The organism is Desulfolutivibrio sp., assembly GCF_036584575.1.
Classification (GTDB): Bacteria; Desulfobacterota; Desulfovibrionia; order Desulfovibrionales; family Desulfovibrionaceae; genus Desulfolutivibrio.
In genome coordinates, this window is record NZ_JAZHDB010000080.1 from 26,129 (window position 1) to 38,951 (window position 12,823).

14 protein-coding genes and 1 tRNA gene are annotated in these 12,823 nt (G+C 57.9%); 8 read left to right on the forward strand and 7 right to left on the reverse strand.

Annotated elements, in window-relative coordinates:
• Positions 1-166: 166 nt before the first annotated feature.
• From V3572_RS06070 to V3572_RS06100, 7 genes are all read right to left on the reverse strand, one after another.
• Complete coding sequence (locus V3572_RS06070; RefSeq protein WP_332110087.1) at positions 167-1,075, reverse strand: DMT family transporter; 909 nt, start codon at positions 1,073-1,075, stop codon at positions 167-169.
• Positions 1,076-1,284: 209 nt separating this feature from the next.
• The gene (jag, locus tag V3572_RS06075; protein WP_332110088.1) at positions 1,285-2,448 is read right to left on the reverse strand and encodes an RNA-binding cell elongation regulator Jag/EloR; all 1,164 of its coding nucleotides are present in this window, start codon (positions 2,446-2,448) and stop codon (positions 1,285-1,287) included.
• 74 nt (positions 2,449-2,522) lie between these two features.
• Entirely contained in the window at positions 2,523-4,124 is a 1,602-nt protein-coding gene (gene yidC, locus V3572_RS06080) for a membrane protein insertase YidC (protein WP_332110089.1), read from the reverse strand.
• The gene (gene yidD / locus V3572_RS17795; protein WP_442877362.1) at positions 4,006-4,431 is read right to left on the reverse strand and encodes a membrane protein insertion efficiency factor YidD; all 426 of its coding nucleotides are present in this window, start codon (positions 4,429-4,431) and stop codon (positions 4,006-4,008) included. The genes yidC and yidD overlap by 119 nt, the downstream gene beginning before the upstream one ends.
• Before the next feature lie 3 nt (positions 4,432-4,434).
• Positions 4,435-4,806, reverse strand: coding sequence for a ribonuclease P protein component (gene rnpA, locus V3572_RS06090; RefSeq protein ID WP_332110119.1), 372 nt, complete (start codon positions 4,804-4,806; stop codon positions 4,435-4,437).
• Positions 4,803-4,940, reverse strand: coding sequence for a 50S ribosomal protein L34 (gene rpmH / locus V3572_RS06095; RefSeq protein ID WP_163300240.1), 138 nt, complete (start codon positions 4,938-4,940; stop codon positions 4,803-4,805). The genes rnpA and rpmH overlap by 4 nt, the downstream gene beginning before the upstream one ends.
• Before the next feature lie 57 nt (positions 4,941-4,997).
• Positions 4,998-5,321: a hypothetical protein gene (locus tag V3572_RS06100; RefSeq protein WP_332110091.1), complete on the reverse strand. Its 324-nt coding sequence runs from the start codon at positions 5,319-5,321 to the stop codon at positions 4,998-5,000.
• A 154-nt stretch (positions 5,322-5,475) separates the two neighbouring features.
• Here V3572_RS06100 and V3572_RS06105 point away from each other — a divergent pair.
• The 8 genes from V3572_RS06105 (at position 5,476) to V3572_RS06140 (ending at position 12,788) form a co-directional block, all read left to right on the forward strand.
• Positions 5,476-5,552: transfer RNA gene (locus V3572_RS06105), tRNA-Met, on the forward strand.
• A 1,120-nt stretch (positions 5,553-6,672) separates the two neighbouring features.
• Positions 6,673-6,852, forward strand: coding sequence for a CsbD family protein (locus tag V3572_RS06110; RefSeq protein ID WP_332110092.1), 180 nt, complete (start codon positions 6,673-6,675; stop codon positions 6,850-6,852).
• 246 nt (positions 6,853-7,098) lie between these two features.
• The gene (locus V3572_RS06115) at positions 7,099-8,064 is read left to right on the forward strand and encodes a hypothetical protein (RefSeq protein ID WP_332110093.1); all 966 of its coding nucleotides are present in this window, start codon (positions 7,099-7,101) and stop codon (positions 8,062-8,064) included.
• Between the two features lie 112 nt (positions 8,065-8,176).
• Complete coding sequence (locus tag V3572_RS06120; RefSeq protein ID WP_332110094.1) at positions 8,177-8,578, forward strand: PRC-barrel domain-containing protein; 402 nt, start codon at positions 8,177-8,179, stop codon at positions 8,576-8,578.
• Between the two features lie 62 nt (positions 8,579-8,640).
• Positions 8,641-9,117, forward strand: coding sequence for a hypothetical protein (locus tag V3572_RS06125; RefSeq protein WP_332110095.1), 477 nt, complete (start codon positions 8,641-8,643; stop codon positions 9,115-9,117).
• Positions 9,118-9,546: 429 nt separating this feature from the next.
• Complete coding sequence (locus V3572_RS06130) at positions 9,547-9,795, forward strand: GlsB/YeaQ/YmgE family stress response membrane protein (RefSeq protein ID WP_332110096.1); 249 nt, start codon at positions 9,547-9,549, stop codon at positions 9,793-9,795.
• A 191-nt stretch (positions 9,796-9,986) separates the two neighbouring features.
• Entirely contained in the window at positions 9,987-10,304 is a 318-nt protein-coding gene (locus V3572_RS06135; RefSeq protein ID WP_332110097.1) for a BON domain-containing protein, read from the forward strand.
• 963 nt (positions 10,305-11,267) lie between these two features.
• On the forward strand, positions 11,268-12,788 hold the full coding sequence (locus V3572_RS06140; RefSeq protein ID WP_332110098.1) for a sigma-54 interaction domain-containing protein: 1,521 nt from the start codon (positions 11,268-11,270) through the stop codon (positions 12,786-12,788).
• Positions 12,789-12,823 lie beyond the last annotated feature (35 nt).

The following is a 12,823-nucleotide window of genomic DNA, read 5'->3' on the forward strand; positions in this document are numbered from 1 at the left end:
CACGCGGCTGATTTTTTCGACACGGCCGTCGGCGCATGCGTCCGGCCCGCACCAGGCAACTCCTCAGGGACGCCTTCCGGCGGTTACGCCGCAGGCCTGGGGCCGGGAGCATCCATTTCCGGAGCATTCCCTCCGCCGAACACCTGTGAGCACAAAGGCCTGCGCCTTATGCCGCGTCCAGGGCCTTGGTCCCCTTGGGCCACAACTGGGAGGCCAGCATGCCGCCCATCATCAGCGTGCATCCGAAAAGCCCCCGGCTCCCCATGGATTCATCCAGAAGCAGCCACCCGGCCAGGGCCGCGAAAACGGCCTCCAGACTGAGCAGGATGGCGGCGTGGGCCGGTTTGGCGTCGCGCTGGGCCACCACCTGCAGGGTGTAGGCCAGCCCCACGGACATAAGCCCGCCGTACAGGATGGGATACAGGGCGCCGGACAACCCCTGGAGGGTGATGGTCTCCGTAAAAAAGGCGGTCAGAAGGCTGAGAACGCCGCACACCGCGTACTGGCTGCACGCCAACTGGGTGGCCCGCATACGCGGTGAGAGCCAGCCGATGAGGCAGACGTGTCCGGCCCAGAACACGGCCCCCACAAGCTCCAGCACGTCCCCGAAGGACATGCTCAGATCCTCGGTGACCGACAGAAAATACAGCCCCACGGCCGCCGCAACCGCGCCGATCCAGTCGCCGCGGGTGGCTTTTTGCCGGAAGAACATCCCGATCATAGGCACGATGACCACGTAGAGCCCGGTGATGAATCCGGCCTTGCCCGCCGTGGTGTAGACCAGCCCCACCTGTTGCAGGGTGGCCCCGGCGAAAAGGGCGACACCGGCCACAAGGCCTCCCCACAGGCCGATGGAACCGCCCCGGGCGGGACGCAGGAAATCGGAGGGGTGGCTCTGTCCCACGCTACGCAGGGCCAGGGGCAAAAGCGCCCCCGCCCCGAGCAGAAACCGCACCCCGTTGAAGGTGAACGGTCCCACATGGTCCATGCCCAGGCGTTGGGCCACAAAGGCCAGGCCCCAGATGAGGGCGGTCAGCAGCAGCAGAATGTCGGCTTTGAATTCGCGGGAACCCACGTCTTGCTCCGGAGGAAACGGTTACGGCCGTTTTGCCCCGGTTCCCCCATTCGCAAAAAGGGAATGCCGTCCGTGGCCATACAGGCCTCAGACCACGTGGGTCACTGCGCTCCCACATCGGCATGGGCGAAACCCGGGGCGTTTCCGGCACGAACAAAACGCCCCGGGAGACTCTCGATCAAACGTCAAAACGCGGACGAACGGCCGCGTCACCCCGCCCGTTCGGCGCTGCCGCCGTTACGCTGCTGGCGGGGCACGATGATGACCCGTTTGAGCGGGCCGTCGCCCTTGCTGCGGGTCTGGACGGTCTCGTCCTCCTGCAGGGCCAGATGCACCACCCGGCGGTGGTAGGACGAAAGCGGCTTGGTGCTCTGGGGACGACCCAGGGACTTGGCCTTGTCCGCCAGATAGATGGCCATCTTGCGCAGGTTGTCGTCCTGGCGCTCACGGTATTCGCCGGTGTTGATCTGGATGCGTACCGGATCTTCGTGGCGTCTGGCCACGATGCGGTTGGCCAGATATTGCAGGGAGGCCAGGGTCTGACCCTCGCGGCCGATCAACAGCCCGGAATTCTCCTCGTCCAGGACCAGGACGGTCACCCGCTCGGAGTTCCCGGAGATCTCCATCTCAGGCAAGGCATCGAGAATGCCCGTCAGCAGATGCTCCATGACCTCGCGCACCAGGGCCGTAAGCTCCTCGGACAACGGGCCGGGAGGCGGCAAGGCCTCGCGCGGCTCACGGGGTTCGCGGGTTTCGCGCGGCTCACGGGGTTCGCGGGTTTCGCGCGGCTCACGGGGTTCACGCGGCTCACGAGTCTCTCGCGGTTCACGCGGCTCACGAGTCTCTCGCGGTTCACGCTGTTCGCGCGCAGCACGGCCGCCGGACTGGCGGGGAGCGCCTTGGCGGGGTCTACGCCGCTCAGCCGCAGGACGGTCCTCGGCGGCAGGGGACGTCTTGGCTGCGGCGGCCGACTCCTGAGCGGGCTCGAAAGCGGCCGGGGCGGCAGCTTCGTCCCCGGTCTGGGGTGCGGCGGCATCCTGAAGCTTGGCCGGACGCGCGGGTTGCCGCGCCACAGGCCGGGCCTCGGGGGCGGAAGCGGCCTCGGGGGCGGCCTCGAGACCGGTTTCGGGGGCATCCGCCAAAGGGGCGGGGGCGGTCGGCGCCGGGGCGGAGGGTTCGGCCAGAAGCCTGATTTCCTCGCGCACCCTGGCCCTGATCTCGGCCTTTTTCTTGCCGACAAGTCCAAAAATGCCGGTGGACCCACCGGTTATGATTTCAATTTCCAGTTTCTCCCGTTCCGTCTTGAAGAACTGGCAGGCCTGTTCCATGGCCTCGTCCACATTTTTTCCGCTGAATGTCTTCATCTCGCTCATGGGGTCTCCTTGGAGAGCGCCCGGCCTGGGGCGATGACCGGGCCGGGCGTGCATGGGGCGCGTTGTCCGGGCGATCAGGCCTTTGTGCTTTTGTTCATGAGGCGCCATTGCTGGGCGATGGACAGGACGTTGTTCACCAGCCAGTACACAACCAGCCCCGAGGGGAAGTTGAGGAACATGAAGGTGAACACGACCGGAAGCGCCAGCATGAGCTTGGCCTGGGTGGGATCGCCGGGGGCCGGGGTCATTTTCTGCTGCAAGAACATGGTCGCCCCCATGACGATGGGGGTGACGTAAAAGGGGTCTTTGACGGACAAATCGGCCAGCCAGACGATGTCCGTGAAAGGCACATGGGCAATAAACGGGGCGTGCCGCAGTTCAATCGCGTTCAAAAGCGCCTGGTACAGGCCGATGAACACGGGAATCTGCACCACCATGGGCAGGCATCCGCCTGCCGGGTTGACCTTGTAGGTCTTGTACAGCCGCATCATCTCTTCGTTCATCTTCTGGCGGTCATCTTTGTGCTTCTCGCGGATCTGGGCCATGAGCGGCTGCAACTTGCGCAGCTGGTCCATGGACTTGTAGCTCTTGTGGGTCAGGGGCCAGAACACGATCTTGATGATGATGGTCAAAAGGATGATGGCCACGCCGTAGTTGCCCACATAGCCATGCAGGAAATCGAGCAGGATGAGCAGGGGCTTGGCGATGAAGTCGAACCACCCGTAGTCCACGGAGGCCGAGAGGTCGCCCGGGGCCTTGGCCAGATACGCCGTCTCCTTGGGGCCCAGATAATACGCGGACGGCAGATCGACCCGGCTGGAGGCGGTCACGGACACGGCGTCCTTTTCCATGGCCACCCGGTACACGCCGTCCTCGAACTTGGCCTTGGCCAGATATCCCGACTCCAGGGTCACGGAGGCCATGATGAAGTAGTTGCTCTCCACGGAGGCCCACTTCACCCCCTTGTCGGCGACGACCCCCTGCTCGAGATCCTTGACGTCGGTGACCGTGTGCAAGCCGGAATCGTTGAAATAGGCAACCTTGGTCACGTTGTAGGATTCGCTTTTCTCCGACAGTTTCTCCACGGCCAGGGCGGTCGCCACCTTGAGGCTGACCGGGGCGCTGGAGGCGTTGATCAAGGCCAGTTTTTCATCGAACAGGTAGTTGTCAGCCGTAAAGGTCATGGTGCGCTCGATGCGCAGATCGCCAAGTTGGCCCACGAAGGTGATCGCCCCGCTTTGCCCCAGGGTCAGGTCCAGATCCCCGCCCTCAACGGACCACTGGGCGGCCTGCCAGGTGGGCTGGCCGTTGACGAGCAGCCCCAGGGGGGCCTTTTGGCGGGAGATGTCGCTGACCAGGTTCACCAGGGGGGAATCCGCGGCGATGGTCTGGTGATAATCTGTGAGGGCAAAGGAATCGAGCACGCCGCCCAGGGAATTAAAAACTGCGGTGTAAAGCGGCGTTTTGACCGTGATCATGCGCCCCGGGGTGGGGGCGAAAGCCGACAGGGTTCCGATGGGAGCCGCTGCCGTGGCGGGTTTCGCCTCGGACGGAGCCTCAGATGTGGTGGCCTGGGGCGGCTGCGGGGGGGCTTTCGGCGTCGGGAACAGGAAGTTCCAGGCCAAAAGCACCGCCAGGGAGAGAACCACAGCCAGCATGACGCGTTTGTTTTCCATGGTGATGAATGTTTCCGTCGGTGGAGGTGAATATGGATGGGGCGCAGTCCTGGACGCTCCCGCTCGGACCCGTGGCGGCCGAAGGGGCGTCTGGCACCGGATCGTAGCCGTACCCCCCGAAGGGATGGCAACGCAAAAGGCGTTTGAGTGTCAAAAAGGAGGCGCGGAAGAAACCAAACCGCGAATAGGCTTCATAGGCGTACCGGGAACAGGACGGCACGAAGCGACAACACGGCTGGTGCCAAGGCGAAACCGCGAGTTGGTAGAAGCGTATGCACGAAAGGGCAATTCGTCGCATGACTGGCATCGGTCACGCCCCTGTGACGCGGGAGAAATCCTTGCGCAGCCGGGCCACGAGCGGCAAAAGCTCGCGACAGGCGGCATCAAGGGAAAACCCGGCGACATCCAGGGATTTCTTGGCCACGATCACGATGTCGAGGGAAACCTCGACAATCGAACCGTGCAGCCGAAAAAATTCCCTGAGCACGCGTTTTATACGGTTGCGCGCCACGGCGCCGCCGCATTTTTTCCCAACCGTGAGCCCCAGCCGCGCGGACACGCCGTCCGCAGGCCGCAACAAAACAAACACCACGAAATGCCGGGTGAAATATTTGCGTCCCGAATCGTAGCAGGCCGTAAACCGGCCGCGACGGCGCAGCCGGTGCTCCGGGGGGTAAATCAGGCGGCCAGACGCTTGCGGCCCTTGGCCCGTCTGCGGCGCAGGATGGCCTGCCCGTTTTTGGTCCTGGAGCGAACCAGAAAGCCGTGGGTGCGATTTCTCCGGGTCTTGTGCGGCTGATATGTCATCTTGCTCATGCATAATCTCCAAGTGATGTGATGAACTTCTTCTCATATCCACAAACTCCGAGGCCGTCAACCGGGATTGCGCCCCGTCTGGTCGCCGTCCGGGATTCTTCGTACCGAGGTCCGCCCGGACAAAACGGCCATGACGCGTCCGGCGAGAATCGGGACGAAAGCCTGCCCGACCCAAAACACGGGGTCACCGGCCATGACGGCATAGGCCAGCCCGCTTCCGACGCCGAAAAGCCCGGCGAGGCGGGCCAGCCATCCCGGGAACGTCCGGGACGGGGTGTCGCCGCCAGTACTTTTCACGCGCCGCAGGGCCAGGGCCCAGGCCAGGGCGAACCAAGCCTGCAGGGCAATGGCCGACAACAAGGCGAAGTGTCGAGGGGACATGTTCCCGCCTGGGCAACGCCTGGGATGGCCGACGCGGGGTCGCGTTCCCCCGCTTTCGGTGTGTCGTGGCGAGCGTTGCCGGAAAAAGAGTGTGTCCGTGAAAAAGAGTGTTGACAAGTCTTTTTTCAGCGCGTAGCTTCCCCTTCTTCAGTGACGCGGGGTGGAGCAGCACGGTAGCTCATCGGGCTCATAACCCGAAGATCGCAGGTTCAAATCCTGCCCCCGCAACCAGCAAAATCAAGGGCTTACGGACGAAAATCCGTAGGCCCTTTTTCTGTTTCCTACCCTATTCCTACCCAGGAAGGACTCGCCACCTGGGAACCCACAAGATAGCCCCAGCAATTTGACCGTCCCGATCACAGTGCAATTCGCAACTTCCGGACCTAAGCGCACAATCCGCAGATTCGCGAAATCCCTCCGCGGGGGGACGATCACATCGGGAGCGGCAAAATCATGGCATCCCTTGTTTCAATCCACACCTCCGCGCGCGGGGCAACTGCAGAGTAGCCCTGGCCGAGGCTGCTCAAACGCCTCCTCGCCGCCGCAGCCCGTCCGCCCTCGCCCCCTCAGCAAGGGGGGAGCGGCGGTCGCAAAATATTCCTGACGACATCAGACCACCAGACATCCAAACACCGAATTCCGCCCGCTCCTCCTCCGAAGGCCCCAGCTTCGCGGGCTCACTTGTCGTGTCCGGACAATCGGCGAACGTTAATTTCTATAGAAAATACCAAAAGGCCACATTTCACAATACGGATATATTATTTTCCGATCACGACACGGGCTCTCCGGTCCATTCGCTTCGGCTCTTCCAGGTCCGGGGTCGACACGGCGGTACTGACCACGGCATGCAGGGTTCACCGCCCTGGATACGGCGGCCCCCCCTCCCCCTGATCGCCGCGCACATGACTGCCCAATGCACGCGTCCGGATGAAAAACGTCGCTGCCAGATCCTCCACGTTTCGGCCCTTTGCGCGACAATCCGCTCATTTCACGAGAAATACGCGTGCCCAGGCTCGTGTTCTTGATCTGGTTCGTCCTGAGACCGGGCGGTCAGGAGCCACCTCCCCGGCAACACACTCGGGAAAAAGCATGTCGCATTTGACCAAAGGTCACATACGACCGGACGCGCCTGCCCGCTAGCGATGAGGTGGCGTAGTCGACCACAGGAGAATGAATCATGAAACCAGCATGTTGCAAAACAATACCGTCACAACAAAAACCGGCATGGAAAATGTAATATCAACATATATCATCATTATTCCTGAACCTGATGCGCGGCAGAGCAAACAGCATGACTTAAGAAGGCAAAAATTCTTTCATATGTAATAGTAAACAACGTGGAGATCACGCCATGTCAGGAACGAAAAAGATTGTTTTTGGCACAGTTCGCCAGATCAAGGGAACCATTAAAAATACTATTGGTTCGATAATAAATAATAAACAGATGGTGCTCGAAGGCAACAACGAGACGTTGTATGGCAAAATACAAGTCAAACTCGGCAATATTGAAAACACCCTCACAGAGTATTGATGTGTATAGACATAAATGTTTCGCGATGGGCATTGCTAAAATGCAAAATCTTCACGTCTTCATGAATAAACGCAATAAAACTAGCGCATATGTGCATATAATGACAATTTATATGACTGCGGCGCGTTGCCATGTCCATATATAAAGTTAACTATAGGCTACAAAGCGATGCAAAATAACAATTCATAATAGTTTTACAGACGCTACTTATAAGTGAAATAATCGCGTTAAAATTAGGCGGTAATTATGAAAACATTCAAGGATGGAGAAGTAATACACCTCTACACAATGCGACATCAGACAAACATAAAGCTAATCATTCTATGGGTCGTTGCGATATGTGCAGTCTTCGCCTTTTTATTGAGTACTGCGTCATTTGCCAGCGACCTGTCGACTCACGAGTCAATATCAACAGGCATGCATCATACTGTTGACGTTGCGATGAATAGAAGCACCCCCTTGGTCTTTACCTGCGATCCTCGCCTCGGTTTCAAAAATATGAAAGAGCGACGCGCGGCAATGAGTTTATCCGTACCAGCTGGGATGAAGATATTCTTTCAACGCATTGGGTCTTCATCAATATATCAAACTAAGAAGCATGGCTCTGTCTATATATTCAAGTCTGGAATGAATATCGACGCTGATGGAGCGTTCACCGCGTATCATCCTCTCCCCGGGAAAGGCCTGGACCACCTCGGAAACGCAGGACGACCTGGCAACTGGTGGGGGATTGTCACCCATAATACCAAGCGAAGCGGCAAGCCCGTTCTTCAGGATGCGACGGACCCTGCACCGGGCTACTACGTGTCCGGGACGAGCTTGCAGGACGCAACAAAAAAGAACAACGACCCAACGCGATATGTCAATTCTGAAGCGATACCATTCTTCGTTCTCCCCGGTGATAGCCGGATCCCGGCGACGATGGGCGACTTTGGATATGTGGTGAACATGGACACCGCGATGTCGTCGGGCTGCATCTTTGCGGACGTCGGCCCAGATAACAAGATTGGCGAAGGATCCATCGCGCTGGCCAGGGCTGTGGGCATCCCGAGCGACCCCAGGGGGGAAGGGACAACCGACCAAATGATCTATGTCGTTTTCACAGACACCTCTCAAGGGTGGCCTGTCGACAAAAAATATATCGACTCGCATTCGAATCAACTCTTTGAGCAGTGGGGCGGGATGGAGAGGCTGCGCCGCGAGATGTATTAATGAATATTCGGCCTCATGGCTATCTTGATGAAGCTTTGCATGGATAACTCGACCAGCGATGGTCTGAATATATCAACAGGTCACAAAAACTGTTTAACGAAGGAGCATCATCATGACAATTGCCTTGAAGACACTTTGTGCGGCTGCGGCCCTGTCCCTGACGCTCGTTTCGGGAGCCGCCTTCGCTCAAGCCACGCCTGTGGTCGGCACCATCGGCATCACCAGTGAGGAAATCCTGGTTGTCGCCAAGGGATGGAGCATCAAAAAGGATATCCTGGACAAGGATGTCTTCAATGAAGCCAATGAAAAGGTCGGCACCATCAGCGACATCATCGTGACCCCGGTGAAGGCCATGTCCTATGCGATTGTGGGCACTGGCGGCTTTTTGGGGATTGCGGAACATGACGTCGTCATTCCCCTCAGCCAACTGACCATCAAGGACAAGCGTGTTCTGCTGCCGGGCGCCACCAAAGACGCCGTCAAGGCCATGCCTGCCTTCAAGTACTCCAAGTAGCCTTTGCTCATTCGCAAAGCCGCAGTTACCGCTTTGAACAGATCCATCAAAGGAGAGTCCTTGTGAAGTATCCCTCATTCTTCGGGTTGGCGTTGTTGGCGCTCAGCATAACGGCCTGCACCGGTCCTCCGGGACCGCAGGGAGCAACCGGCGACAGGGGGTATACCGGACAGACCGGGTCAAAGGGAGTGCCCGGTCATACGGGGAGTACAGGCCAAAAGGGAAACACCGGATACACCGGCGCCACGGGCGCTGCCGGGAACAAGGGGAATACGGGAGCGGCAGGCCAGCAGGGAGTTGCAGGAGATACCGGCTTGCGCGGAGACACGGGTGATACCGGCCAACAGGGCGACGTTGGCCAGCAAGGAAACACCGGCGATACCGGTTCCCGTGGCAACACGGGCGACACCGGCAGGCAGGGTGACACGGGCGACACTGGCAGGCAGGGGAATACCGGGAGTCAGGGAAACAAGGGGAACACCGGGTCGACAGGGAACACCGGCGACTACGGCACTCCGTCGACGGTCATCGTTCGATGACAGGATCGGCGCCATGCGCACAGTATTCGGTGGCCGCCTGGGGTTTGAGGAGAAGGCGGCGCCGTGACCATGACAAAATCGACACCCATCCGGCCTGGCCGCAGCGAGATTGTAGAATCATCCAGGCTGTACGTTCTCCCGATGCGTTGAACAAATGATGTGATGGAAACTGTGCATGAATCGCCATACTGGTTAGAGAACAGGAATACGGTTGGCAGGAGGTCGATGTTGAGCGCCTCCTGTCGATATGTTGCTCAAGATGTCTACAGATCAAGTTATTTTCTGAATCATGCTTTTTTCGTGTCTTTGAAATTTGTGTACGAGAATTTTTCAACACGATAGGTCAAAAGTATCATTTTTTTCTAAAATACTGGCGAGTTCCTAGAGGGACGCAACGCCAGGAGATGAAACGACAGGATGGGATATGACATGAACGAACTTCTCTGGTTTCTCCTTGTCGGGTTGATAGCCGGGTGGCTGGCCGGAGTCCTCATGGGGGGGGGCGGATTCGGCCTTGTGGGCGATCTTCTTGTGGGCGTCCTGGGCGCGGTTCTCGGTGGGCACCTCTTCGGCTCCGCCATCATTGGCGTACATGGGCTCTTGGGGTCGATACTGGTGGCCACGCTTGGAGCGGTGATCCTGCTTGTCTGCTTGCGCGTGGTCCGACGACTCACCTAGCGTCGTGTCCTGGACAATTGGCGCGCCTAAGTTGTGAAAAGAGCACTGTAACATGCTGCAATTTATTAAACAATACAGACGTAATATTGAGAGACGACACACGGGCGGCAGCCGACCGAGAGGAAAGAGCCTGACGACGTTCACACCAAATAACATCACCGTGCAACATTCACAGAGAAAGGAGCCAGATCATGTCACGATATCACCATGTCACCGGATTGATCATTGTCGTTGTCCTTTCCTTCATCGTCGGATGTGCCTCAACGCCCACCCGGGAAGGCACAGGGGAATACATTGACGATAGCGTCATCACGGCAAAGGTGAAAACGGCTATATTTCAGGAGCCATCACTGCAATCCGCCGAGATCAATGTCGAGACGTTCAAGGGTGTGGTGCAGTTGAGCGGATTTGTCAGTTCCCGGCAGGATATCAATACTGCGGTCCATGTGGCTCGGAGAATCGTTGGCGTAAGAGACGTTCGCAACGACATGCTTGTCAAGGGACAGTGATAAAGCGTCACTTGGCTTCATTGGCAAAACTCTATCATCCTGAAAAATGTTTGTCACAAGGAGAGAGACATGAAAAGGATTCTTTTTACCGTAACGATCCTGCTTGCCTGCGCCTGCATAAGTCAACTCTCGTTTGCCGCCGGGCCAAACTCATTTGAATGCATACGGCCTGATGGCATGGTTGTCTGCACGGTAAACGCGCCATCCGGTGATCCAAGCACCATTTGCAATCGCGACTGCAAGGAATGCAACTTGACGTGCGTAGCCAGGCAGCATGTCGTCCGGGATGGAAATGAGCTCATCTTCAACCCTGGCGCCTCGGCCCCCAGGCGTTCAAACCAGCCGCAGCATAACGGCGTTGAGACGAGACAATACTGCCGACAGCAATATCGGCAATGCGTGGACTCGTGCCGGAATAACCCGAGCAACAGAACCCAATACGACGTCGATGTGTGCACTTCGAGTTGTTCCAGTACCCTTTCGGGTTGTGGCCGCAGGCCCTGATCCGTGTGTTGAAGCGCCTCCCCCTGCGCGCCACGCCGCCCCTGGGTACGGTATTGTCTTGACCAGGGGGAGACATGTTCTTAAGCATGATGCTATGGAGAAGACGGCCCGCCGGAAAACAGGTAACGGCAAAATGATTTTATACTTGGCAGGGGTAGCCTCCGAACGGAACCTCTGCACTCGCGCAGGAAGGCCTTCGGGCTAAAACGGCCAGGCCAGGCGGGAGCGCGGCATTTTGGGAGACGGTCTGGCGTATGCCAGGGGGAGTGGGGGATGTGAGGCATGAACATGCAGCATGTCCAATGATTCCCGAGGGCGACCGATGCCGGAAGGCGCGGCCGCTCTCGCCGGTTCGCAGAGCGAGAGGCAGACCCGCCGCACGGGCGTCGTCCATGCCGGGGCGAGGCTGGTTTCTGATTGTGCCGCAATGCGTGCCAAGTGACTCGGGAAATGAGACGAATGCCAACATACCACACGCATGACAGGCGAAGGCTGCAAACCTTCGTCCGTTTTTTCGACAACTTCCTGGGGTCGATTCTTGAGCCTTTGGTGTTGCTTGATGCCGAACTCAGGATCGTGAAAGCCAATATGTCTTTTTATCAGACCTTCCATCTCACGCCACAAAAAACGGAAGGCGTTTTGATATACGAACTTGACAACGGCCACTGGAATATCCCCAGACTAAAGCTTCTGCTTGAGGCAATCCTTCCCAAGAACAACATCTCCCAAGATTTTACGATAGAACATGATTTTAATAACATTGGACATAAGATATTACATGTGAACGCCAGGTTGATTTGCGACAATATAAATGTTCCGCAATTGATCTTTCTGGCTATAAATGATGTAACCGAGCGCGAGGGATATAAAAAACATCTTGAGGATATCGTTTCCGAAAGAACCGCAGAACTTCTCATCGCAAAGGAGGAGGCTGACAAGAGAAAACAGATTGCCGAGGATTCACTTTCAGAAATCAAACACCTTAAGCAACTCCTGGAGATCGAGCGATCCTATCTGAAAGAAGAGATAAAAACTGAATACAACCATGAAAATATTATCGGGCAAAGCACTGCGATAAATTCCGTTTTTTACAAGATCGAACAGATTGCCGGTACGGACACCAACGTCCTGATTCTCGGGGAGACAGGAACGGGCAAGGAACTGGCGGCCAGGGCCATTCACGGCTTGAGCCAGCGCAAGGACCGGGCCCTGGTCAAGATGAATTGCGCCGCGCTGCCGGCAAATCTTATCGAAAGCGAGCTGTTCGGCCATGAAAAGGGCGCGTTCACCGGAGCGCTGGCCAAGCGGCTGGGCAGATTCGAGGTCGCCAACCACGCCACCCTGTTTTTGGACGAGATCGGCGAACTGCCCCTGGAGTTGCAGGCAAAACTGCTCCAGGTGCTGCAAAACGGCGAGTTCGAGCGCTTAGGCAGTTCGCAAACCATCAAGGTCGATGTCCGGATTATCGCCGCCACCAACCGGGATCTGGAGGAAGAGGTTCGCAAGGGGACGTTTCGCGGCGATCTGTGGTACCGGTTGAACATCTTCCCAATCCTCATGCCGCCGCTACGGGACCGTGCCGACGACATCCCGCTTCTGGTCAACTTCTTTGTGGGCAGAATTTCAAAACGTTTGGGAAAGGTTATTGAAATCATACCGATAACGGTCATGCAGGCCTTGCAGCAGTATCCCTGGCCAGGAAATGTTCGAGAATTGGAAAACGTCCTTGAGCGGGCCGTGATCGTTTCGTCAGGTCCGAAGCTGCGTCTGGTGGATGAACTCCGCAGCGTGCCCGTGGCGGATTCGCGCGCCGCCACAAAGACGTTGGAGGCTGTCGAGCGGGACCATATTCTCCGCATCCTGGAACAGACCCAGTGGAAAGTCGGCGGGAAAAACAGCGCGGCGGAAATCCTTGGCCTGGAACGCAGCACCCTGCGCGGCCGGATGCGCAAGCTCGGCATCCGCAAGACGCAATCCTAGGCCGTGCCTTCGAAATCGGAAAACGGCCTGGCCCA

What these genes read in the sequence shown, in the direction of transcription:
- jag (WP_332110088.1), bottom strand. Translation starts at nt 2,448, where the DNA reads ATGAGCGAGATGAAGACATTCAGCGGAAAAAATGTGGACGAGGCCATG.
- V3572_RS06140 (WP_332110098.1), top strand. Translation starts at nt 11,268, where the DNA reads ATGCCAACATACCACACGCATGACAGGCGAAGGCTGCAAACCTTCGTC.
- rpmH (WP_163300240.1), bottom strand. Translation starts at nt 4,940, where the DNA reads ATGAGCAAGATGACATATCAGCCGCACAAGACCCGGAGAAATCGCACC.
- yidD (WP_442877362.1), bottom strand. Translation starts at nt 4,431, where the DNA reads ATGCCAGTCATGCGACGAATTGCCCTTTCGTGCATACGCTTCTACCAA.
- yidC (WP_332110089.1), bottom strand. Translation starts at nt 4,124, where the DNA reads ATGGAAAACAAACGCGTCATGCTGGCTGTGGTTCTCTCCCTGGCGGTG.
- V3572_RS06100 (WP_332110091.1), bottom strand. Translation starts at nt 5,321, where the DNA reads ATGTCCCCTCGACACTTCGCCTTGTTGTCGGCCATTGCCCTGCAGGCT.
- V3572_RS06130 (WP_332110096.1), top strand. Translation starts at nt 9,547, where the DNA reads ATGAACGAACTTCTCTGGTTTCTCCTTGTCGGGTTGATAGCCGGGTGG.
- V3572_RS06115 (WP_332110093.1), top strand. Translation starts at nt 7,099, where the DNA reads ATGAAAACATTCAAGGATGGAGAAGTAATACACCTCTACACAATGCGA.
- V3572_RS06135 (WP_332110097.1), top strand. Translation starts at nt 9,987, where the DNA reads ATGTCACGATATCACCATGTCACCGGATTGATCATTGTCGTTGTCCTT.
- V3572_RS06110 (WP_332110092.1), top strand. Translation starts at nt 6,673, where the DNA reads ATGTCAGGAACGAAAAAGATTGTTTTTGGCACAGTTCGCCAGATCAAG.
- V3572_RS06120 (WP_332110094.1), top strand. Translation starts at nt 8,177, where the DNA reads ATGACAATTGCCTTGAAGACACTTTGTGCGGCTGCGGCCCTGTCCCTG.